Genomic DNA, 21,331 nt, shown 5'->3' with positions numbered 1-21,331 from the left:
CAAGAACTAGGAACAGACGCCGATCGAACACAACATATGTCACAATCGCCGACTCTCGCCACCTCACGCCCGAGACGCGCCGAACTCGTCGTCTACGGCGTCCTCGCGCTCGGCGTCCTTGCTTGGGTTGCACTCAATGCCGTATGGCTCCTCGACCACCGGGTCGGCCAACCGCGGAACATCGATGAGTGGGGCTATTTCGGACTCGCACTGAACGACTATTACTCGTTGATGCGCGACGGTCTGTCCGGTTGGGTTCAGGCCGTCCTTGCGCCAAGCATTCAAAGCCCGGTCGTGACCGCACTCGCATCGTTGAGTTTCATTGTGACCGGCACGAACTTCATCGGCGCATTCGGAGTCATTCTTGGCTCTTCGGCAATCCTCATCATCGCGCTTTTCTTTTATTCACGTCGAATCACCTCCACCGCGGCCGGGCTGTTCGCGGCGGCCCTTTTGGCCGTCTCCCCGGGCTTCATCGAGCTTTCGAGAACGTTCATTTTCGCCGCGCCTGCCGCAACTGTTACGACGCTCACATTGATTACGATCGCACGCAGCAGGCAGGGACGCTCGATTGGCTGGTCGGTCGCGACGGGCATTCTCCTCGGGCTCATGCCACTCACCCGGACCATGACGGTCTCGTTCGTGCCGTTTCTTGCCATCGCGTTTGCAATCCAGGCGACTCTTGGCAGAGACCAACGTCGACAACGCTTACGGAACCTCGTGATCGGAGGCGTAACCGCCCTCGTTGTTGCTGCAATATGGCTCGCCGGCAGTGGCACAATGGTCTTCGAATATTTATTCAACTTCGGTTACGGGAAGCAAAGCGGCGAATATAAGCGTTCTGGATTATCTGCCGTCTCCTGGATTAATGATTATGCGAGCGACTTTCACGCACCTCTATTGCTGTTCGTCGCGCTCGGCCTCATCGCCGGCACAATTGTTTGGCTGACACCTCTACGTCGCTTTGAACGTTCGAGAGTATTGACTCTTCTTGAATCCGCACACTTTCCAGCAATTGCGCTCGTTCTAGGCGGCTCCGCAGCGCTTGCGAGCAGTCCGAATGCTGGCCTTGGATTCGCTCTTCCACTGGAACCGGCGGCGCTCGCTCTTGGCGTGGCCGGTTGGGTGTCGTTTGTTCGAGTTGCGCGATCGGAGGCCAGCTCCCGCGCGGCCACTGCTATCCGAACTATCGGCGGCGTGGGGTCCGCGACGGTTTTGGGCGTCGCACTTCTTTTGATCATGCCCGCCTTCGTCGCCGGCGCACCGCTTTCTACGACAACCACCCTCGCTCTGCCTGCGATAGAGCCCGTTGTGCTCACCGGAGGGGTGCAAGGCAATCCTGCCTACCCGCACAATCAGGACTTGCGCGACCCGGCCGGGTCCGGATTGGCGTGGCTGAACGAGACGAACGAGATCGCCACGATACTGCAGAAGGAGCCGGGCCCTGTCCGCGCGGCATTCGGATTCCGGGACTACTTCGTCAACGTCAACACCGTACAAGTGGCGCTCGAGAAGCGCCTCCATTACGGCAGCCCGTTGGCGCAGATAGACCCGCTCCTCGAGGGGCCGTCGGAAGCCTCATACAAGCACTGGCTCACGCGCGGAGACGCGGCGGGCTCCTGCGAGCTGTTGACGTCAGAGGGTTCGACGAACGAGTTCACCCCCCTCCCGAACACCGCCAATCTCATACGCGCAGCGCAATCGCTCGGGTTCAGGTACCTCGCTCAGGTATCGGGTCCGGACGGACGAACGGTTGTCATTTGGCGTCTGAGCAACCGAGCGTGTTCGTAACCGCTCCGTCGACAAGCAGGACACTCTAGTGCGACCGCTAGTTCGGCAGTTCGACACCAAGGAGCAGCGAGAATTCGCCCGAAACAGCCGCTGCAGTATGCTTCGAAAGTAATGATTCAAAATCGCCTGGGCCACCTCCGTCGCTCCAGCGTGCTTGCCGTCGTCTGGCTCGCCACTCGAGCGTGGGTCTACTTGCAGCTCAACATCCAACAAGGCACGCATGTCGATTTTCAGGATGTGAATCTTTTCGGCTCGTGGACGAACCTGCTCAACTCGCAACACGTGCTTCCGAGCGGCTCTGCCTGGCAGTACCCGCCGGGAGCGGTCTTCGTCTTCTTGCTACCCGGCGCGTTTCCCGTGCCGCACTCTGTGGTCTACCTGCTCTTGTTCGCCATGTGCGACGCCCTCATTTTTATCCTGTTGCTTGTCGCCGAGTTGAAACAACCCGGGCTGGGCATCTGGGTGTGGATCGCTGGATTTCCGCTCCTGCTCACGTTGCCGCTGCTTCGGTTTGACGTGGTCCCCACCGCGGCCGCAGTGGCTGCATTAGTCCTCGCCAAGTCACGGCGGCACGGCGGCTGGGTTGGAGTCGCGGTAGGTATCGGAGCCGCAATCAAGGTTTGGCCCGTCGTGGCGATCTTCAGCCTCACTCGACGCCGCAGCATCGCCTGGGGCACGGCTGCCGCCGCGTTCGTGTGCTGCGCTTCACTGATTGTCGTCGAGATCCTCTTCGGGCACGCATTGTCGTTCGTCTCCAATCAAAGCGGCAGAGGCTTGGAAATCGAGGCCGTAGGAGCAACTCCCTGGTACGTGCTGCAGGCGGTCGCGGGGAAACCCGTCGTCTGGGCTCCCAGGAACGGCAGCCTCGAGCTCACAAGTGAGAAGGCAGACGCTCTCGCCGTCGTTCTCCATATCCTGATGATCGCGATTGCCGTTGCCATCGCTGCGGCCTGGTTGGTTATCATCAGATCGAGTCTTGCCGATCGTCAAAGGGTTCAGCTCGGAATAGAGCTTACGTACGTCGCAGTCCTCGCCTTCGTCGTGCTCAGCCCCGTACTCAGCCCGCAATACTTCATCTGGCTCCTCGGGGTCGCTGCGGTTGTCATGACGAAACGCACGAGCGCGTTACGACTATCGGTCCTATTTTTGGTTGCCTCCGTCGCACTCACGACGGCGCTGCTCGGCGTATGGGGAGGCCTGATATCCAATGGCAGTCAAGCGGCGTATTTCCTGGTCGCTCGAAACGTCGTGTTGGTGGCCGCGCTCGTCGAAGCTGCGCGACAGATAACTTTGGAGACTTTGCCGCTCTGGAAGAGTCAACTCCTTCACCGGACCCGAATCGTGGACCGGCGGGCGACCGAACCAATCAGTGATTCAACGCTGCTCTAGTCGCTCACGAGTGAAGCCTATTCACGATAGGCCCAGATATTCAGTTGCAGGTCCGCCGATTCCGATTTCGGGACGGTCTCGAACGGCCGAATCGATGCCATCGGTGACTCGATATAGATCCTGAGACCGTTATCGCGAAGGAGGCCTATCAGATCAGGCAGTTGCTGAGGGACGCCAGCAAACGAATGATATTCAACGAAAAGTCGTTCCACACGAGCCAGCTCCGATGCGGACTCTTGCAGCACGTCAGTCTCGGCACCTTCAATATCAAGCTTGAGGAGATCGACATGCTCCAGATTTCTCAGGAGTTCTTGCAAGGATTGCGTCGGAACACTGAGTTCCGCTGACCCCCGGTTCACGGACGAGGCTGTGAGACGCCCACCATCCGCACCGTCCGGCACGAATCGCCCACCTAGTCGCTCCGTGCTCAGAGCCGCGCGCCTCAGTTCGACGCGATCGGACGGGTGATGACGCAGGTTGAATCCGAGGATCGAGAAAATCGAGGGGTCAGGCTCGAAAGCGACGATTCGAGCGTTAGGCCAGCGGGCGAGCCACCATAAAGATGCCATGCCGACGTTTGCGCCACCATCCACGATGGTGGGGGAATCGGAGGAAGACGGAAAGCTGTAGGCCTCGGATACGAAGATTTCACGATATTGCGACACGAACGAGGGTCCGTCAGCTATCCGCATCTCCCACCCAAGAAGCTCTGTCGAAGTCGGCTGGCCGTGTGGCATTGCCCACAGTCGATCAAGTTCGTCGCTCGCGTTCATGGTGCCCCTCTCGCCCCCACGATAGTGCTATCAGGCAAGACTGAAGAGCGGCATCACGATGCGTCACGATCGCTCATCAGCCCTACCGCCGCAGCAGGTACTGATGCTCCGGCCGGCCCGTCGCACCATAGCGGAGTTCGAGCCGCACGAGATTGCTCCGTTCGAGCTGCGTGAGGTACCGCTGCGCGGTTGCGCGGCTGATACCGACCCGCTGCGCCACTTCCACGGCCGAGAGCGGACTGGCCGAGTCGACCATCGCGCTGTAGATCGCTTCCAGCGTCGGTGAGAGCCGACCGAGCTCCGCCACCGGGTTCGGGCTGCTGCGGAGCATCCCGAAGAGTCCGTCGATGTCGCCCTGAGTCGGCTCCTCCGGCCATGCCGACATCTTGACGCGGAGGTCACGGATGGCGGCCAGACGCTCGGCGAACGCGTCGAACCCGAATGGCTTCACGAGGTATTGCGCCGCACCGAGCCGCACGGCCTGCTGCACGGCGTCCGCATCCCCAGCCGCCGAGATGACGAAGAACATCGGCGCCCACGGCTCTTCTCGAAGCTCGCGAATCACACCGAAGCCGTCCCCATCCGGCAGGTAGACGTCAAGCAGAATGAGGTCGGGCCGGAGCGCACGCGCGCGGGCAACCGCGTCGGCAGCGGTGTGCGCTGTGCCGACGAACCGGCAGCCGTCCACGCGACCGACGAAACCCTCGTGCACGGCAGCGACCCGGAAGTCGTCGTCCACGACCATCACGGTCAGCTCCGCGCTCACGTACTCGCTCCCGCCGTCGACGGTGACGCGTCCGACCGTGCGTCAAGGGTGGTGCTGCTCGGGACGGTGACCGTGAACGTGGCGCCCGGGCCCTGCGAGACCGTGATGGAGCCTCCCGCTCGTGCGACCGCGTCGTGCACGAGCGACAGGCCGAGGCCGGTCTGCCGTACAAGCGTGCCCCGCTTCGTGGTGAACCCCCGCGTGAAGATCTGCTCGGAGATCCCGGCGGCGATCCCCGGGCCGTTGTCGCTGACGACGATCTCGGTGGCCGCTGTCGACTCGACGATCCGCACGGTCACGCGCCGTGGCGACGCCACGCCTGCGAGCGCGTCGAACGCGTTGTCGACGAGATTTCCGAGCACCGTGATGAGCGTCTGCACGCGATCCGGCGCGGGTCCGAGCCGGGTCGCTGGATCGATGACGAGCTCGATGCCGCGCTCGGCAGCCTCGGCGGCCTTCCCCAGCATCAGCCCGACGATCGGTGGGCATGCGATCCGGAGCCGGAGGCTCTGGTCCAGATTCGCATCCGACCCCCGGATCTCGTTGAGGTATTCCAGCGCGTCGGAGGCTCGCCCCAGTTCGAGGAGGCCAGCGATCGCATGCAAGCGGTTCGAGAACTCATGCTGCTGCGCCCGAAGCGAGTCGGTGAAGCTCCGCGCACCATCGAGCTCGCGCGTCAGACCCTCGAGGGCAGTCCGATCCTGCACTGTGATGACGATCCCGTGTGGCCGGTTTTGGAGGCGCGCCGAGCGCCGATTCACCACGAGCCAGTAGTCGGACGTGATCAGGATCCAGTCCTTCAGCGGTGTCGGGTCGATGAGGACATCGCGCACCCGACCCGGGGGAACCACATCGATCACCCGTCTGCCGACGCACTCCTCCGGCAGTCCGAGAAGCCGGCGCGCCTCGCCGTTGACGACGCTGAAGACGCCGTTCGGGTCCACGGCGACCACGCCCTCCCGAATCCCGTGCAGCGTGGCCTCGCGCTCCTGCAGCAACTGCGCCAGTTCGTCGATCTCCAGTCCGAACGTTCGGCGCTTCAGGATCGACGCGAACAAGAACGACGCTCCGGTCCCGACGCCGAACATCACCGCGAACCAGATCGCGTACGACGGCAGCTGCTTCGCAAGCTCCGAAGTGACGGACGCCTCCGGAATGCCGACCGAGACCTCCCCTTCGAACGCGCCCGACAAGCCATAGAGGGGAACGCGCGCGTTCGCACTCGGTCCAGTGGAGCCGTCGTTCACGTCGAGATGCACCTTCCCGTCCCTCGCGACGAGCGGCTCCTCGACTTTCTGCCCGATAAGCGCCGGGTCCGGGTGCGTGTGCCGAATCCGGTGCGTATCGATCAGCACGATGTAGGTGGCACCCGCACGCTTCGCGGTGCTCAGCGTGAGCTCCTGCAGCGTCGAAGCGCAGGCGGCCGACGAGGTGGCCATGCATCGACGGATCGTCGGAACCTCGGCGACGGCGTTCGCGATTGCGGCAGCGCGCGACTGATACTCCTCGTCCAGGTTATGGCGGATGCTCACCGCCAGCAGCCCGAACCCGATGCCCGTCGCCACGGTGAGAATCGCCAACTGGGCCAGGAATATCTGGGTGGAGATCTTCCGGATCCGTCGTCGCATCCAGGCGATTGTGTCACGGGCACGACCGCGCAAAACGCGCAGAACCGGTCGAAAGCGGCAGAACGCTGCGCATGGCGCAGAAGCGCGACAGGCCCATCCGTCGTGCTCCACGATCGTGCTCACATCCTGCATGACAGAGAGGTCACCGCATCATGATTGGAAGCAACGTCGCTCCGACACCGGCAACGGGGGTGAACGCATCCCGCACCACGGCCGCCGCCGCGGATGCAGCGCGGATCGAGATCGTCGGCCTGACGAAGCGGTTCTTGACGCCGAAGGGCGAGTCATTCACCGCAATCCGCGATGTCACGCTCACCGTCGAGCCGGGTCAGTTCTGTGCGATCGTCGGCCCCACGGGCTGCGGAAAGTCGACAACCCTCGCGCAGGTCTCCGGACTCGACAAGCCAAGCGGCGGCAGCGTGCAGGTCGGCGGCCACATCGTCGACGGCATCACCGCCGGCGTCAGCTACATGTTCCAGGCGGACTCGCTCTTCCCATGGAAGACCGTGCTCCAGAACGTGATGACCGGTCCAGTCCTTCTCGGCACACCGAAGAAGGAGGCCGCAGCGCTTGCGAACGACTGGCTTCGCCGCGTCGGGCTCACCGGCTTCGGCGACCGCTACCCGCATCAACTCTCAGGAGGCATGCGGAAGCGCGTCGCGATGGCGGCGGCGCTCATCAACAAGCCCCGCATCCTGCTGATGGACGAGCCGTTCGGCGCGCTCGACGTGCAGACCAAGGCGATCATGCAGACGGAGCTGCTGAACCTGTGGGAGGAATCGCGCCCCTCCGTCCTGTTCATCACCCATGATCTCGACGAAGCGGTCGCGCTGGCTGATCGGGTCGTCATCATGACGTCGAGCCCCGGCACCGTGAAGAACATCTTCGACGTCGACCTGCCCCGCCCCCGCGGCGACGTGCAGGAGATCCGCCATCAGGAGCGATTCCAGGCCATTCAGAGCCGCATCTGGGATTCGCTTCGCGACGAAGTCACCCGTGCGTACAAGCGCTCGGCGGAGGCAGCAGCATGACCGCGACAGCAGTACCCGCTCTCGTCGACGACCACGACGTCGACCTCTCACTGCACGCGAAGCGAGCGCGCGCACGCACGGTGCGGAACGTTTGGATCGGGCGCATCGTCGTGTTCATCGTGATCTTCGGCGGCTGGCAGCTGTTCACGTCCTTGGGATGGGTCGACAAGTTCTTCTTCGGTCAGCCGTCCGGCATCATCGACAGTCTCGTCAAGCTCTTCACGCAGGGCACCGCGTTCGGCACGATCTGGGCGAACATCTGGGTGACCGTCCAGGAGGCTGTCCTCGGCTTCCTCGCCGGCACGATCGCCGGAATGGTCGCCGGGATCCTCCTCGGCACGAATCAGTTCCTGGCCAACGTGTTCGGCCCGTACATCAAGATCCTGAACTCGATTCCCCGTATCGTCCTCGGGTCGATCTTCATCGTCGCGTTCGGGCTCGGGATCTTCCCGAAGGTGCTGCTCGCAGCGGTCCTCGTGTTCTTCGCCGTGTTCTTCAACGCTTTCCAGGGCGTGCGCGAGGTCGAGCCGAACCTCATCTCGAACGTGCGCGTCCTCGGGGCATCCCCCATGCAGGTCGCACGCCACGTCACCATCCCCTCGGCGATGACCTGGATCATCGCGAGCCTGCACACCGCGTTCGGATTCGCGATCATCGGCGCGCTCGTCGCCGAAGTGCTCGGCGCGCAACGCGGCATCGGCCTGATCATCTCGCAGGCTCAGGGCAACTTCGATCCCGACACCGTGTTCGCCGCGATGGTGATCATGGCGGTCGTCACCCTCGTCGCCGAATGGCTCATCACACTCCTTGAGCGCGCGGTACTGCGCTGGCGGCCCCCGTCGCGGGCCGAATCCGCGAACGCGCTCTGACACGACCCTCCACCAATGGAAAGGAACACCCGCATGAACAAGCGCAGCATCGTCGCTGCCGCAGCGGCCGTCGCGGCAATGACGCTGGCGATCACCGGTTGCAGTACCACCAGTTCGGCGTCCGGCGGCGCATCGAGCAGCAGTGGCTCGAGCAGCAACTCCGGCCCCATGCCGACCGTCAAGATGATGGTCGGCGGTATCGACAAGCAGATCTACCTGCCGTACCAGCTCGCGCAGAGCCTCGGCTTCTACAAGAAGTACGGCGTCAATGTCGAGCTGTCGACCGAGCAGCAGGGTGGTGTCGGCGCGGAAGACGCGATGGCATCCGGCCAGGTCGACTTCGCCGGCGCCTGGTACATCCACACCGTCGACTTCCAGTCGAAGGGCAAGGATGTCATCAACCTGATTCAGCTGTCCGGGGCGCCCGGCGAGCGGATCATGTGCAGCCCGAAGAGCGGCGTCAAGTCAGCCGCCGACTTCAAGGGCAAGACGATCGGCGTCACCGACCTCGGCTCCGGCACGGACGAGCTGACGCAGTTCCTCGCGAGCCAGCACGGCATCAGCAAAACCGACTACCACACCATCGCGGTCGGCGCCGGATCCACGGCGATCGCGGCGATCCAGCGCGGCTCCGCCGACTGCGTGATGACGACGCAGCCGACCGTCGGCGCGCTCGAGTCGAAGGGTCTCGCCACCACGGCTGTGGACCTCGCGACCACCGCCGGTGCGCAGAAGGCGCTCGGCGGAGCATGGCCCGCAGCGGGCCTGCTCGCCCGGGCCGACTGGGTGAAGACCCACAAGGATGCTGTGCAGCGCGTCGTCACCGCGCTGACGGCGACGATGCACTGGATCCACACGCACACGGCGGCTGACATCGCGAACAAGCTCCCCCAGAGCTTCGTGTCGAACGCCACGATCACGAAGGCGCAGTACATCGCCGGGCTGACGACCGACAAGGGCCAGTTCCTGCCGGACGGCATCATGCCCGCCGGGGGCCCGAAAGTCATCTTCGCCATGGAGAAGACCATCGGCGTGGACACCTCGAAGATCTCCTACTCGGACACCTTCACGAACACCTACGTCGACAACGCGCTGAAGCAACTCGGCATCACGCCGACGACGACGCCCGCAGGCGCCAACGGCTGACAACCGTCTTGCGGAAAGCGGCGGGGTCGCGGGCATTGTGCTCGCGGCCCCGCCGCTCCGTGTGCGGAGCAGACCCCTCGTCACGACGAGGGGTCTGCTCCGCGCTCCTGCTCGTGCCGCTGCTGTCGCGCCTCGATCGGGTCGCCGCCGCGGCCAGGGCCGACGCTCGGACCCGGATTCTCGAACGCGCCGATCACACCGCCGAGCCGGTCGTACGTCACCACCTCGGGTCGCTCGTCAGGGAGCCGGGCGACAGCGACCAACGCGATGATGAAACTCACGACAAGGCCGACGACGAGCACGGTGACGCACCAGCCGATGATCTGATCAGTCATGGCGCGCCTCCAGAGCGATCCGGCCAGGCTCGATACGTCGGATACGGCTCGCGTCCACGATCTCTCCGATCTCCCGGACTCGGAGGCGCCTGCCGAGCAGCCCGAGTCGGCTCCGCGCCAGGACCAGCCCGGTGGCGACCATGTCATCGCCATCCGGCTCGAAGACCACGTCGAACAGCCGACCGAGCCGCCGGCCGTCCGAGTCCTCGACGACGCATCCACGGAGCTCGCTGAATGCGAGGTGCTGGTCGCTCATTCCTGCCTCCGCGCCGAACCGGGGATGTGTGAGATGAAGCGCAGAGCGGCTTTGTCGACGAGCCGGAATCCGTCGTCCTCGCGGTCAACATGCAGGTGCACGAGCGCGTCGATCGCGGAGACCTCCGACCACGGCACGGCGGCAGGCTCCGGACGGCGCACGCCGACCCACCGATAGAGCAGACGCGCGATCGCACGGAACGGAGCGGGAGCACGGCGCGCCAACGGGCCCGTCACGATCGCATCGAGCACGAGCCGTGGCGCCTGGTCCGGTGCGCTGCTCGCCACCAAGCGGATCCGCACATCGTCCACGCGTCCGGTCCGCTGCCCGTTGCGATCGAGCAGCGCGTGGTCCATGACCTGCCGCAGCGCGAGCCGACGCTGTTCCTCCGGCCGGGTGGGAGGCGCGACCTCCTCACCGGCGCCGGTCCCCTTAGAAGTTTCCACCGGTGATCACCAACAACGGGAAGGTCGCGAGCGTGATGAGCACGAGGACGCCGAGCACGACGCCCGCCACGATGTTCACCGGACGCGGATTGCGGAGTCGCCCCATGAACTGCGGGTCGTTGGCGACGAGCAGAAGCGGGATGAACGAGAACGGCAGTGCCGCGGCACTCAAGGCCATCGTGATGACGGTGAACTGCATCGGGTTCACGCCCGTCAGGTCGATGATCGCGGCGACGACAATCATGCCGAGGAACACGATGTTGAACATCGGCGCCTCCCGCGCCGGGCCGCTCTTGCCCCAGTCCCAGCCGAAGTACTGCGCCACCCCGTAGCCGCCCGAGAGGCAGAGCTCGACACATGCTGCGACCGACACGGCGAGCACGCCGATCACGAAGATGATGAACCCGACGTGCCCGAAGGCGGAGGTCGCCGGCTGCCCGGCGGCGCGAATCGAATCGACCGAGTGCCGGTACGGGTAGAGCGCCTTGCCGCCGGCGTCCATCACCGCCAGTGTCAGCACGGCGCCGAACGTGGTGCCGACGACGGCGACCACGCGGTTCCGTTTGAGGTCCTCGCCGGTCCACCCCTCCTCGACCGCACCCGCCGAGTAGAAGTCGAACTGGTAGGGCGTCATGAACGACCCGATCAGCGAGGCCACGCCGAAGAAGTAGTCGGCGCTGGAGTAGTGGCCGCCGACCGTCGGATGCACGAGCGACAGCCCGATGTCACCCCAGCGCGGTCCGAGTGCGACGATCGCCGCGACCATCACGAGCATGGTCAGTCCGGCGAGCGCGGCCGCGGTGTCCACCCGGCTGAAGTTGAAGATCCACAGCGCGAGCGCGAGCCCGATCGCGCCGACCGGCACCCACACCAGGTAGCCCACGCCGGTCAGCAGCTGTAACGCGAGCGCGATCCCGACCAGGTCAACGGCGAGCACGAGAACGTGGACGATCACATTCGCGATCAGCGGGATCGCGCCGAGCCGCGGTCCGAGGCGCGTTCGAATCACCTCATAGGTCGGCTGGCCGGACGCCACGGCGACGCGCCCCGAGATCTCCGCGAACACCGCGAATCCGATGAGCCCGAACACGACCGTCCAGGTCAGCGCGTATTGGAATCGCGCTCCAGCGCCGACCGCGGTGATGACGCCCCCGGTGTCGAGGAAGCCGCCGATACCGGCGAGGACGCCGAGCGCCAGTGCCGCAATGCCCTTCGAGCGCTGGCGGGGCGTCGCGCGCCCGCGCCACTGCTCCGCACGTTGCACCGTCACGCACACCTCCTCCTGGCTCATCGCGCCCAGGCGCCGAGCAGTCAGCACCGGGGCGGGACGCGCAGGGCGGTGGCGGAGTGCGTGCGGCGGCGCGCTCAGCGCGAGCCGCTGCGGCGCTCAGCGCCGTGGCGCCCCGGCGTCGACGGGATCCACGGTCTCAGGGGCGACCTTGCGGAACGTCCAGGGTGGCGACTACAGCATCTCGACGGCCGCGGTCATCGACGCGGGCTCCGCTTCGACCGCGCCGGCGCTCGAGTCTCCGTTCCCATTCGCCCGGCGGTGCGCGGGCATGAACGTGACGGCGACGAACAGTGCAACACCGATGATCAGGATCGACAGGAACACCAGGTGCATTGCGGTCATCAAACCAGGGCCCTCAGGGACGCCCGCTGCGCTCAGGGTGACGTGGCTGTTCACCACGGCGCCGAAGATCGCGACGCCGACGGCGGAGCCCATCGAACGCGCGAACATGTTCGTTCCGGTCACAGCGCCGCGCTCGGTCGCTGCCGCGGACGTCTGCGCGGCGATGAGCGTCGGCACAGCGGTGAGCCCCATGCCGCATCCAACGACGAAGCAGCAGATCGCGACGAACCAGATCGCGGAGTGCGCGCCCAGGGTCACGGCGAGGATCGCGCCGACGAGCACGAGACCCGCGCCGATCATCGACGTCGCCCGGAATCCTCGCGCCAGATACAGGCGGCCGGCCTGCGACGCCGACAGCGGCCAGCCGAGGGTCAGCGCGGCGAGCGCGAACCCGGCGATCAGCGCAGAGGTGCCGAGCACGTCCTGCGCATAGATCGGCACGTAGGTGGAGAGGCCGAGGACGATGACACCGACGATGAGCGACGCGATCGTGGACGCAGCGACCACGCGACGGCGAAGCAGCGCAAGCGAGAAGATCGGATGCTCGACACGGAGCTCCACGACGACGAACGCGATGAGGAGCAATGCCGCCGCAGCGAACACGGCGATCGAGCTGCCCGACGCCCACGCCCACGTCGTGCCGCCCTCGAGCAGACCGAGGAGCAGCGCTGTGGTGCCGCCGGCGAGGAGCGCGGCACCGAGGTAGTCGATGCGCTCACGCACCGTGGTCTCGTTCCGTCGCTCGTGGTACGAGCGGATCAGCATGAAGCCCGCGACGAGCGCCAGCGGAATGTTGATCCAAAAGATCCAGCGCCACTCGCCGAGCTGACTGAACACACCGCCGAGCGTCGGTCCGACGACCGAGGCGATGCCCCAGACCGACGCAAGATAGCCCTGGGTCTTGGCACGTTCCTCCAGCGTGTAGATGTCGCTGGTGATCGTCATCGAGATCGGCATCACGGCGCCCGCTCCCAGGCCCTGGATGACGCGACCCACGATCAGGACCGGCATCGACCAGGCCGCACCGCACAGGATCGACCCGGCCAGGAACAGCGCGATCCCGATGACCAGGAGGCGCTTCCGCCCGAGCACGTCGGCGAGCCGCCCATAGATGGGTACCGACACCGCCTGCGCGAGCAGGTAGACGGAGAAGAGCCACGGCAGCTGCTGGAAGTGGCCGAGGTCCTTCGCGATCGACGAGGACGCCGTCGCGATGATCGTCGAGTCGAGCGCGACCAGCGCGGTCGCGAGCATGAGAGACAGGAGGATCGGGCCGCGTTCAGAGCGGAACCCCACGCCATCGATTCGTTGAGCCACGAGGCACCCAACCGGAGCGAACGCATCCGTATTCCGAGAAACGCAAAGGAATTTATCAGCGCGCGCACATCGGAGTACGTTTCTGGTGAGCCCGGCTCAACACAGTTGATGCCTGGCTCGGATCAGGCGAACAACGCAGTTCGAAAGAGGTATCGATGTCGGTCTCCCCCGCCCCCACCCGACCCTCGCGTCCCACGCGCGGCCCTGCTCGGCCAACTCCGTACGTGGTCTCCGGCGTGCTCATCGCGCTCGGCATCATCGTGCCGCTCCTCGTGCCCACATACGCACACGCGGCCCCAGCGCTGTTCGGGATCCCGTTCTTCTACTGGTACCAAATGCTCTGGGTCTTCGGCGACGCGGTGATCCTCTGGGTCTGCTACGCCCTCATCGCCCAAGAGGACCGGCGGCGACGCGCGGAGGTTCGGGGAGCCTCCCGGCCGCGCACCGGCGATGACCCCCTCACCGGCGCACCCCTGAACCCGGACGACCAGCCATGACGCCCGCCACGACCGCCGCGGCGACGATGAGCGCGTCACGCCCCCAGAGCCCGGTCGCACTGATCGTCCTCATCGTGATCTTCGTCGGCGTTGCCGTGCTCGGCTTCTACGCGGCACGCTGGCGCCAGGACCGGCATGAACGCGGCATGCGAACCCTCGACCAGTGGGGGCTCGGCAGCCGAGGATTCGGCAGCTGGATCACCTGGTTCCTGCTCGGCGGCGACCTCTACACCGCGTACACGTTCATCGCGGTGCCCGCCGCGATGTGGAGCACCGGCGCCGTGTCCGGCTTCTTCGCGGTCCCCTACACGGTCGTGCTCTATCCGATCGTGTTCGTGCTCATGGCGCGACTCTGGTCCGTCTCGCACCGACACGGATACGTGACACCGGCGGACTTCGTCGGAGGCCGATACGGCAGCAAACTGCTGTCCACCGCCATCGCAGTGACCGGCATCGTCGCGACCATGCCGTACATCGCCCTGCAACTCGTCGGCATCAAGGCCGTGCTGTCGGTGCTCGGTGTCGGCGGCGGCTCGAACGCGTTCACCCGCGACCTTCCGCTCATCATCGCCTTCGCCGTGCTCGCCGCCTACACCTACACCGCGGGCCTTCGCGCTCCAGCCGTGATAGCCGTGGTCAAAGACCTCCTGATCTACATCGCGATCGTCGTCGCGATCATTTACCTGCCCGCGCACGTCGGCGGGTTCACGAAGATCTTCGGCGCGGCCAGCGCGAAGATGACGGCGATCAGCCCGACCACCGGCAAAGCGGTCGGCTCGGTGATCCCCGGGGCGACGAGCTTCAACGCGTACTGGACGCTCGCCCTCGGCTCGGCGATGGCGCTGTTCATGTACCCGCACTCGATCACCGGCGTCCTTGCCACGAGGAGCCGGAACACGATCCGCCGGAACGCGGTCGTCCTGCCGATCTACTCGCTCATGCTCGGATTCCTCGCGCTCCTCGGCTACGTCGCCATCGCGGCCGGTACGAAGCCGATCGGGCTCGACGGCAAGATCAACCCCCAGCTCGTCGTGCCGCAGCTGTTCCTCGAGAACTTCCCCGGCTGGTTCGCGGGCATCGCGCTGGCAGCGATCGCCGTCGGAGCGCTCGTGCCGGCCGCGATCATGTCGATCGCCGCCTCGAACCTGTTCACGCGCAACATCTACCGGGATCTGTTCAAGCCTGGCGCGACGCCGGGCGAGGAGCTCCGCGTCTCGAAGCTCGTCTCCCTCATCGTGAAACTCGGCGCACTGCTGTTCGTGATCGTCATGGATCAGTCCGCCGCGATCAACATGCAGCTGCTCGGCGGCGTGTGGATCCTGCAGACGTTCCCCGCGATCGTGGCCGGCCTGTACACGCGCTGGTTCCACCGCTGGGCGCTCTTCATCGGATGGGCTGCCGGCATCCTGTACGGCACGGTCGCCGCATACAACGTCGTCAACCCCGCCACCCACGCGCACTTCGGTGGCTCGATCGCACCGTTCCCGTTCACCTCGGTGCCCGTGTACATCGCGATCAGCGCCTTCGTGATCAACGGTGTCGTCAGCGTGGTGCTCACGGTCATCTTCCGCGCCGTGAAGGTGCCCGACGGGCGCGACGCGACCACGGCCTCCGACTACGGCGCTGATGAGCACGACCCGCGTGTCACCGCGTCGCCCGAGCCCGCCGCCGACCTCGCCGCCTGACACCCGTTCAGGGGTCGCCGATCGTTTCCCTGACGTTTCATAGGCGGACACGAGGGTCCGCCAAGGTATCCCTGCTCAGGCAATGAGGAGGGACATGTCCATGCACATCCGAGGAAGCCGACAGGCGGGCATCGCGCTCGCGGCGGCCGCCATCGTGGCGCTCAGCGCCCCGACCGCGGGATACGCGGATCCCGCACACCAGCCGGCGTCGGCGCATCAGGGCGACGATCACGGTCCCGGCCACGATCACGGCTCCGAAGGCGGCGCAGCGGCGACGACCGCGACGCCGATCAAGCACCTCGTCGTGCTGTTCCAGGAGAACGTGTCGTTCGACCACTACTTCGGCACCTATCCCAACGCGGCGAACCCGGCGGGCGAGCCCGCGTTCCATGCCCGGCCCGGCACGCCGAGTGTGAACGGGCTCAACGACGGTCTGCTCACGGCGAACCCGAACCTCTCGAATCCGCAGCGCCTCAGCCGCGCACAGGCCGCGACGTGCGACCAAGACCACGGCTACACGGACGAGCAGAAGGCATTCGACGGCGGCGCGATGGACCAGTTCGTGCAGAACACCGGACACAGCCTGACGCTCGCGCAGTGCCTCGCCGCCGAGAAGAACCCGGCACCGGCGACGGGCACCGCACCGAACTATGCCGTCATGGACTACTACGACGGCAACACGGTGACGGGCATGTGGAACTACGCCCAGCACTTCGCGATGAGCGACAACTCGTACGGCACCACCTTCGGGCCGTCCTCCCCCGGCGCAATCAGCGTCACCGCCGGCAACACGTACGGCGCGCAGTGCGGTCCGGCCAGCGCGGTCGTCAACGCGGCACCGTGCGCTGCTCCCGCGGGTGGCACGCCCTCCACTGTCGGTGCATCGACAGCTCCCGGCGCCGGAACCATGTACAGCGACGCTGACCCGTACTACGACGTCTGCTCGACGACGCAGGACGGAAACACCGCGGCGAAGACCATCGCCATGGGTGGCAAGAACATCGGCGATCTGCTCTCGGCGAAGAACCTGACCTGGGGTTGGTTCCAGGGCGGCTTCGCGAGCCCGAACTACGTGCCCGGCAAGCCGTCGACCGATGACCTGTCGTCGGTCTGCACGGGAACACACCAGAACATCCTCGGCTCGTCGATCAAGGACTACAGCCCGCACCACGAGCCGTTCCAGTACTACGCATCCACGGCGAACCCGACGCACCTGCCACCGACGTCGATCGCAGCCATCGGCCACCAGGACCAGGCGAACCACCAGTACGACCTGAAGGACTTCTGGGCGGCAGCCGACAACAACAACCTGCCGTCCGTCTCCTACCTGAAGGCGCCGGCCTACCAGGATGGGCACGCGGGGTATTCGGACCCGCTCGACGAGCAGACGTTCATCACCAACACGGTGAACCAGCTCGAGAAGCTGCCCAGCTGGTCGAGCACCGCGGTCGTCGTCGCGTACGACGACAGCGACGGCTGGTACGACCACCAGGTCGGACCGATCCTCACGCAGTCGCAGACCGCGCTCGACGCTCTCACCGGCACGGGCACCTGCGGCTCCAGCACGGCGAAGGTGCCGACCGGTGACACCGGTCAGCCACAGGAGGCGCGGTGCGGCGTCGGCCCGCGCCTCCCGCTGCTCGTGATCTCGCCATACAGCCGCTCGAACTTCGTCGACAACACCTTCACGTCGCAGACGTCGGTCGTGAAGTTCGTCGAGGACAACTGGCTCGGCGGTGAGCGCATCGGCAACGGGTCCGCCGACGCGATCAGCGGCACGTTGACGAACATGTTCGACTTCAGCCACCCCACTGACCGGAGGCTGTTCCTCGACTCGTCCACGGGCGAACCGATCCGCTGACCTGCGGCACCACGGGGCGGGGCGCCGGCGCAAGCCGGTCGTCCCGCCTCTGGTGTTCGTGCCGCATCATCCGCGTCGCGCCGTCCTTCGCGCTCGCCGTCGCGCCGTACGATCGACTCCCGTGAGCGCACCGCAGAACCCGACGAGATCGGAACGAACCATCGACGCGGCGATCGAGGTGCGCGTCGTCGATCCGCGGAGCGACCTTGCGGCGGTCGTCCTTGACGATCTCGAACGGGAGTACGACCTCCGGTACGGCGATATCGCCACAGAACCGGCGTCAGCGGAGATCACACGGTATCCGGCGGAACGGTTCGTTCCACCCGATGGCGTGTTCCTCGTGCTGCTCCGCGAGTCCGTCGTCGTGGCGGGAGGCGCGTTCATGCGTCTCGACCAGAACACGGCGGAGTTCAAACGCATCTGGACGCATCCGGGCCACCGGCGACAGGGGCTCAGTAGAACGGTGCTCGACGCCCTCGAACGCGCGGCGGCCGACCTCGGCTACACCCGCGTGTTTCTCACGACCGGTCCACGCCAGCCCGAAGCGGTCGCGCTCTACGACGCCACGGGCTACGAACGGGTCGATCCGCCAGCGGGCGACCACCGCGGCGTCCACGCGTTCGCGAAGTCGCTCGTCGCCGGCTGATCGAGCGCAGGCCCGGGCCAGCACCGCTCAGCCCCCGAAGCGCGACAATTCTTCCGGCAGCGGCTCATCGAGTGCCCGGCGCATCGCCGACGCCCCGAGTACCGCGGCCTCCCGATCCTCGGGCGGCATGCTGTCGAGCAGCGTCTTCAGCTCCGCGCGGCGACGGGCGGTGACATCGTCGACGAGCTCACGGCCTTGGCGGGTGGCCTCGACGAACACTTCGCGCTTGCTCTCCTCGTTGATTCGGCGGTGCACCCAGCCGCCCGCCTCGAGGCGGTCGACGTTTCGCGTGAACGTCGACGTGGACACGCCGAGCCGCTCTGCGAGGTCGCGAGACCGCGTGGGTCCGAGTGTCGCAGCGAGCACGATGAGCCGGAGCTGTGGAACGGTGACGTCCTCGAGCGCCGGCGCGAGCGACCGCGCGACCACGCCGAGCAACCCTCTGGAGGCGCCCACCACCTCCTCGAGACCGCTATCGACACCACCGTCATGATGCGTCGCCATGGTCAGTGCTTCCCCCGCTCCTTGACGCGCGTCCGGCTGCGCGGCTGCGACGATCCGCTCCGGGCGACGTTGATCGCGTCTGCCGCGTTCACGAGCGCAAGGTGCGAGAACGCCTGGGGTGTGTTTCCGGCGTGGCGCCCGGTCGATGCCTGAATCTCCTCGGAGAGCATGCCCACGTCGTTGCAGTAGCCGAGCAGTTGGTCCATGTGTCGCTCGGCATCGTCGATCCGGCCCGACATCGCGTACTGCTCGACGAGCCAGAACGCACACGCGAGGAACGGGTTCTCGCCGCCGGGAAGGCCATCGACGCCGCTCTCGCTGCGGTAGCGAAGCACGAGCGAGGTGCTGTCGTCGAGCAGATCCTCCTCGATCGCTGCGACGGTGCCGAGCATCCGCGGGTCGTCCGGGGCGATGAACCCGATCTGCGCCAGCACCAGCAGCGACGCGTCGACCTGGTCGGAGCCGTAGTACTGCACGAAGCTGCCCCGGTCGGTATCGAAGCCGCGCTCGTGGATCTCGTCGTGCAGCCGGTCGCGGAGCGTCCGCCACCGCTCGACGGGTCCGTCGAAGCCGTGTTCCTCGACGGCGCGCACACCACGATCGAACGCAGCCCAGATCATCGCCCGGGACTGCGTGAATCGCCGCTGCGGGCCGCGGATCTCCCAGATGCCGTTGTCCGGCCGCTGCCAGGTCTCTTCGAGGTGACCGAGGAGCGCCCGCTGCAGTGCCCAGGAGTCCTTCGTCTCGGACACGCCGAGCTCACGAGCATCGTGAAGGGCCGACAGCACCTCGCCGAACACGTCGCCCTGGTATTGCAGGTACGCCTCGTTGCCGACCCGGACCGGCGCGGCTCCGCGGTAGCCCGGCAGCGACTCGATCTCGCGCTCCGGCAGATAGCGCTCCCCCGCAATCCCGTACATGATCTGCGTCTCGCTTGGGTCGCCGGCGATCGCCCGCAGCAGCCAGTGGCGCCAGCGCCGCGCCTCCTCGCCGTACCCGTGCGCCATCAGCGCGGTCAGCGTCAGTGAGGCGTCACGGAGCCAGACATACCGATAGTCCCAGTTGCGGACACCGCCGAACTCCTCCGGGAGGCTCGTGGTCGCGGCCGCAACGATGCCGCCGGTCTCTTCGTGTGTCAGTGCACGGAGCAGCAGCAGCGACCGCTTGACCTCCTCGTGATACCGGTTGCCGAAGTTCCGGCCGCCGACCCACTCTCGCCACCACGACTTCGTGTGTTCGAGCGACGGGCCGATCTCGACCGCGTCCGGCACATCCCGATGCGAGGGGAACCACGTCATCGTCAGATCGACCGTCTTGCCCGCCGCAACGGTGAACGTGTTCTCGTGGGTGTTCCAGTGCGGGTGGAGTTCAGGCCCCCGGATGACGACGGAGTTCGGCCCGGCGGTCGCGAGGAGCGCGGGGGCATCCGCCGTGCCGACCTGCCGCACCCAGGGCACCTGCGTGCCGTATTCGAATCGGAGCCGGAGATCCTGCCGCATCTCCACGGATCCTCGAAGGCCATGCACCCGGCGCACCAGGTCGGCCCGATGGTCGCCGAGCGGCATGAAGTCGGTGACCTCGACGGCGCCGGTGTCGGTCTCCCAGATCGTGACGAGCACCATCGTGTCGCGGATGTAGTGCCGACGATGCGTGGCGTCGTGCTGCGTGGGGCGAACCAGCCAGCGTCCCGCCTCCTCGTCGGCGAGCAGGGCCCCGAAGACGGAACCGTCGTCGAACCGAGGGAGACAGAGCCAATCGATGCTGCCCCGCGACCCGACGAGGGCTGCGGTGTGGCAGTCCCCGATGAGCGCGTAGTCCTGAATTCCCTGGGGCATGCTGATCCTTTCCGGTTCCGGTGCTGCCTTTCGTTCTACCGGAGCAACGGTTGCGTGAATACAGGGATCGGCAGATCAGCGCGCCGGCGCGCTCAGAATCGGCGGGTCACCGCGCATGCTCAGAATGCATCAGAGCGCTTCGTTGACCGGGTCAGCGCACGACTGGCTTCCGCTCCGGGCGCAGGAATGGAATGCGAGGCATGATCCAGTCGACCCACACCACGCGGGCGGCCGGAGCGACGCCAAGCGACCACACCACTGACGCGAGGACGTCGGTCGGGAAGTGCACGGCGTCGATCGTCAGCGAGACGAGCACGATGATGACGAGGATCGTGCCCAGCACGATCGTGAGGCGCTCCCACCGGGTCCGGCGGAACAGGTAGACGAGTGCAATCACGAGGGCGGTCACGAACACGGTGTGCCCACTGGGATACGACGCGTCGACCTGGTAGGGCGTATAGGCATGCGCCAGCAGGTGGACGTCAGGTCGCGGACGGCCGACGATGATCTTCACGATGTCCGACGGGATCCACGTCACCGCGACGAGCCCGGCGAATGCCGCCGCCGGACGGATGTCGCGCTGCCGCCACCAGATCACCGCGGTGATGATCACCGTGATGATGATCGCCTCGGCAGGACTGAACACGTGGTAAACCGTGTTCGTCAGCAGCGCGGTGCCGCCGGTGTGGAGCGAGTTGAGCGCCTCGGCGAGCCCCTGATCCGGCTGCGTCGCCCGAAGCACGAAGCCGATGACGGTGAGCACCACCGCGACGACCACCGCCACGATGATCGTGGTCAGCGGAACGGACGACCGTTCCAGGATCGGTGAGGACACCGCAGCACGGCGGGATCGAGAGCGCATCGGTTCTGCTGTCACCTGAGCAGTCTGCTCTGATCGCGGCAAGAAAGGGCTGAGGCGCGGC

At 66.1% G+C, this 21,331-nt stretch carries 20 protein-coding genes; 9 read left to right on the top strand and 11 right to left on the bottom strand.

The window, feature by feature from the left end; translation table 11 throughout:
* The first annotated feature begins 36 nt into the window (after positions 1-36).
* Positions 37-1,791, top strand: coding sequence for an ArnT family glycosyltransferase (locus CAM01S_RS14225; RefSeq protein WP_083527606.1), 1,755 nt, complete (start codon positions 37-39; stop codon positions 1,789-1,791).
* Between the two features lie 111 nt (positions 1,792-1,902).
* Positions 1,903-3,180 carry a glycosyltransferase 87 family protein gene (locus tag CAM01S_RS00980; protein ID WP_066514893.1) on the top strand — a complete coding sequence of 426 codons (1,278 nt, stop codon included), beginning with the start codon at positions 1,903-1,905 and terminating at the stop codon, positions 3,178-3,180.
* 17 nt (positions 3,181-3,197) lie between these two features.
* On the opposite strand, the gene CAM01S_RS14220 is transcribed toward CAM01S_RS00980, so the two are convergent.
* The 3 genes from CAM01S_RS14220 to CAM01S_RS00970 form a co-directional block, all read right to left on the bottom strand.
* The gene (locus tag CAM01S_RS14220; protein WP_083527605.1) at positions 3,198-3,953 is read right to left on the bottom strand and encodes an FkbM family methyltransferase; all 756 of its coding nucleotides are present in this window, start codon (positions 3,951-3,953) and stop codon (positions 3,198-3,200) included.
* 82 nt (positions 3,954-4,035) lie between these two features.
* Positions 4,036-4,719, bottom strand: coding sequence for a response regulator (locus CAM01S_RS00975; protein WP_217999700.1), 684 nt, complete (start codon positions 4,717-4,719; stop codon positions 4,036-4,038).
* Positions 4,716-6,347, bottom strand: a complete 1,632-nt coding sequence (locus tag CAM01S_RS00970; protein ID WP_217999699.1) for a sensor histidine kinase — start codon at positions 6,345-6,347, stop codon at positions 4,716-4,718. Before CAM01S_RS00970 ends, CAM01S_RS00975 begins: the two co-directional genes overlap by 4 nt.
* Positions 6,348-6,499: 152 nt before the next feature.
* On the opposite strand from CAM01S_RS00970, the gene CAM01S_RS00965 reads away from it, so the two are divergent.
* From CAM01S_RS00965 to CAM01S_RS00955, 3 genes are read left to right on the top strand one after another with little or no spacing between them, the layout of a single operon-like run.
* Positions 6,500-7,378, top strand: coding sequence for an ABC transporter ATP-binding protein (locus CAM01S_RS00965; RefSeq protein WP_083527604.1), 879 nt, complete (start codon positions 6,500-6,502; stop codon positions 7,376-7,378).
* Positions 7,375-8,247: an ABC transporter permease gene (locus CAM01S_RS00960; RefSeq protein ID WP_066514884.1), complete on the top strand. Its 873-nt coding sequence runs from the start codon at positions 7,375-7,377 to the stop codon at positions 8,245-8,247. The genes CAM01S_RS00965 and CAM01S_RS00960 overlap by 4 nt, the downstream gene beginning before the upstream one ends.
* 33 nt (positions 8,248-8,280) lie before the next feature.
* On the top strand, positions 8,281-9,393 hold the full coding sequence (locus CAM01S_RS00955; protein WP_217999698.1) for an ABC transporter substrate-binding protein: 1,113 nt from the start codon (positions 8,281-8,283) through the stop codon (positions 9,391-9,393).
* Between the two features lie 80 nt (positions 9,394-9,473).
* Here the strand turns inward: CAM01S_RS00955 and CAM01S_RS00950 are convergent, their stop codons facing one another.
* From CAM01S_RS00950 to CAM01S_RS00930, 5 genes are all read right to left on the bottom strand, one after another.
* On the bottom strand, positions 9,474-9,728 hold the full coding sequence (locus tag CAM01S_RS00950) for a hypothetical protein (protein ID WP_066514881.1): 255 nt from the start codon (positions 9,726-9,728) through the stop codon (positions 9,474-9,476).
* Entirely contained in the window at positions 9,721-9,984 is a 264-nt protein-coding gene (locus CAM01S_RS00945; protein WP_066514880.1) for a PRC-barrel domain-containing protein, read from the bottom strand. The genes CAM01S_RS00950 and CAM01S_RS00945 overlap by 8 nt, the downstream gene beginning before the upstream one ends.
* On the bottom strand, positions 9,981-10,430 hold the full coding sequence (locus CAM01S_RS00940) for a hypothetical protein (protein ID WP_157071332.1): 450 nt from the start codon (positions 10,428-10,430) through the stop codon (positions 9,981-9,983). Before CAM01S_RS00940 ends, CAM01S_RS00945 begins: the two co-directional genes overlap by 4 nt.
* A complete protein-coding gene (locus CAM01S_RS00935; RefSeq protein WP_066514873.1) occupies positions 10,417-11,700 on the bottom strand; it encodes an NRAMP family divalent metal transporter in 1,284 nt (427 codons plus the stop codon). The genes CAM01S_RS00940 and CAM01S_RS00935 overlap by 14 nt, the downstream gene beginning before the upstream one ends.
* A gap of 192 nt (positions 11,701-11,892) precedes the next feature.
* Complete coding sequence (locus tag CAM01S_RS00930) at positions 11,893-13,317, bottom strand: MDR family MFS transporter (RefSeq protein WP_083527708.1); 1,425 nt, start codon at positions 13,315-13,317, stop codon at positions 11,893-11,895.
* A 218-nt stretch (positions 13,318-13,535) separates the two neighbouring features.
* On the opposite strand from CAM01S_RS00930, the gene CAM01S_RS00925 reads away from it, so the two are divergent.
* The 4 genes from CAM01S_RS00925 to CAM01S_RS00910 all read left to right on the top strand — a co-directional run bounded on the left by CAM01S_RS00925 (position 13,536) and on the right by CAM01S_RS00910 (position 18,069).
* Positions 13,536-13,877: a DUF3311 domain-containing protein gene (locus tag CAM01S_RS00925; RefSeq protein WP_083527602.1), complete on the top strand. Its 342-nt coding sequence runs from the start codon at positions 13,536-13,538 to the stop codon at positions 13,875-13,877.
* Positions 13,874-15,562 carry a monocarboxylate uptake permease MctP gene (mctP, locus tag CAM01S_RS00920; protein ID WP_066514866.1) on the top strand — a complete coding sequence of 563 codons (1,689 nt, stop codon included), beginning with the start codon at positions 13,874-13,876 and terminating at the stop codon, positions 15,560-15,562. Before CAM01S_RS00925 ends, mctP begins: the two co-directional genes overlap by 4 nt.
* 94 nt (positions 15,563-15,656) lie before the next feature.
* Positions 15,657-17,423, top strand: a complete 1,767-nt coding sequence (locus CAM01S_RS00915; RefSeq protein WP_174520396.1) for a phospholipase C — start codon at positions 15,657-15,659, stop codon at positions 17,421-17,423.
* A 121-nt stretch (positions 17,424-17,544) separates the two neighbouring features.
* Positions 17,545-18,069 (top strand): GNAT family N-acetyltransferase, encoded by a 525-nt coding sequence (locus CAM01S_RS00910; protein WP_066514862.1) that lies wholly within the window; start codon positions 17,545-17,547, stop codon positions 18,067-18,069.
* A 27-nt stretch (positions 18,070-18,096) separates the two neighbouring features.
* On the opposite strand, the gene CAM01S_RS00905 is transcribed toward CAM01S_RS00910, so the two are convergent.
* From CAM01S_RS00905 to CAM01S_RS00895, 3 genes are all read right to left on the bottom strand, one after another.
* The gene (locus tag CAM01S_RS00905; RefSeq protein WP_066514856.1) at positions 18,097-18,573 is read right to left on the bottom strand and encodes a MarR family winged helix-turn-helix transcriptional regulator; all 477 of its coding nucleotides are present in this window, start codon (positions 18,571-18,573) and stop codon (positions 18,097-18,099) included.
* Between the two features lie 2 nt (positions 18,574-18,575).
* Positions 18,576-20,408, bottom strand: a complete 1,833-nt coding sequence (locus CAM01S_RS00900) for a glycoside hydrolase family 15 protein (protein ID WP_066514853.1) — start codon at positions 20,406-20,408, stop codon at positions 18,576-18,578.
* A gap of 151 nt (positions 20,409-20,559) precedes the next feature.
* Positions 20,560-21,285 carry a phosphatase PAP2 family protein gene (locus CAM01S_RS00895; RefSeq protein ID WP_157071331.1) on the bottom strand — a complete coding sequence of 242 codons (726 nt, stop codon included), beginning with the start codon at positions 21,283-21,285 and terminating at the stop codon, positions 20,560-20,562.
* Positions 21,286-21,331: the final 46 nt, after the last annotated feature.

The organism is Curtobacterium ammoniigenes NBRC 101786 (genome assembly GCF_001571045.1).
Classification (GTDB): Bacteria; Actinomycetota; Actinomycetes; order Actinomycetales; family Microbacteriaceae; genus Curtobacterium; species Curtobacterium ammoniigenes.
This window is presented reverse-complemented; position numbering and strand designations above follow the sequence as displayed.

Bases quoted from the DNA above. Each gene is read 5' to 3' on its own strand.
- CAM01S_RS00900 (WP_066514853.1), bottom strand. From the start codon at position 20,408: ATGCCCCAGGGAATTCAGGACTACGCGCTCATCGGGGACTGCCACACC.
- CAM01S_RS00965 (WP_083527604.1), top strand. From the start codon at position 6,500: ATGATTGGAAGCAACGTCGCTCCGACACCGGCAACGGGGGTGAACGCA.
- CAM01S_RS00970 (WP_217999699.1), bottom strand. From the start codon at position 6,347: ATGCGACGACGGATCCGGAAGATCTCCACCCAGATATTCCTGGCCCAG.
- CAM01S_RS00955 (WP_217999698.1), top strand. From the start codon at position 8,281: ATGAACAAGCGCAGCATCGTCGCTGCCGCAGCGGCCGTCGCGGCAATG.
- CAM01S_RS00905 (WP_066514856.1), bottom strand. From the start codon at position 18,573: ATGGCGACGCATCATGACGGTGGTGTCGATAGCGGTCTCGAGGAGGTG.
- CAM01S_RS00930 (WP_083527708.1), bottom strand. From the start codon at position 13,317: ATGCTCGCGACCGCGCTGGTCGCGCTCGACTCGACGATCATCGCGACG.
- CAM01S_RS00945 (WP_066514880.1), bottom strand. From the start codon at position 9,984: ATGAGCGACCAGCACCTCGCATTCAGCGAGCTCCGTGGATGCGTCGTC.
- CAM01S_RS00925 (WP_083527602.1), top strand. From the start codon at position 13,536: ATGTCGGTCTCCCCCGCCCCCACCCGACCCTCGCGTCCCACGCGCGGC.
- CAM01S_RS00960 (WP_066514884.1), top strand. From the start codon at position 7,375: ATGACCGCGACAGCAGTACCCGCTCTCGTCGACGACCACGACGTCGAC.
- CAM01S_RS00915 (WP_174520396.1), top strand. From the start codon at position 15,657: ATGTCCATGCACATCCGAGGAAGCCGACAGGCGGGCATCGCGCTCGCG.
- CAM01S_RS14220 (WP_083527605.1), bottom strand. From the start codon at position 3,953: ATGAACGCGAGCGACGAACTTGATCGACTGTGGGCAATGCCACACGGC.
- CAM01S_RS14225 (WP_083527606.1), top strand. From the start codon at position 37: ATGTCACAATCGCCGACTCTCGCCACCTCACGCCCGAGACGCGCCGAA.
- CAM01S_RS00980 (WP_066514893.1), top strand. From the start codon at position 1,903: ATGATTCAAAATCGCCTGGGCCACCTCCGTCGCTCCAGCGTGCTTGCC.
- CAM01S_RS00950 (WP_066514881.1), bottom strand. From the start codon at position 9,728: ATGACTGATCAGATCATCGGCTGGTGCGTCACCGTGCTCGTCGTCGGC.
- mctP (WP_066514866.1), top strand. From the start codon at position 13,874: ATGACGCCCGCCACGACCGCCGCGGCGACGATGAGCGCGTCACGCCCC.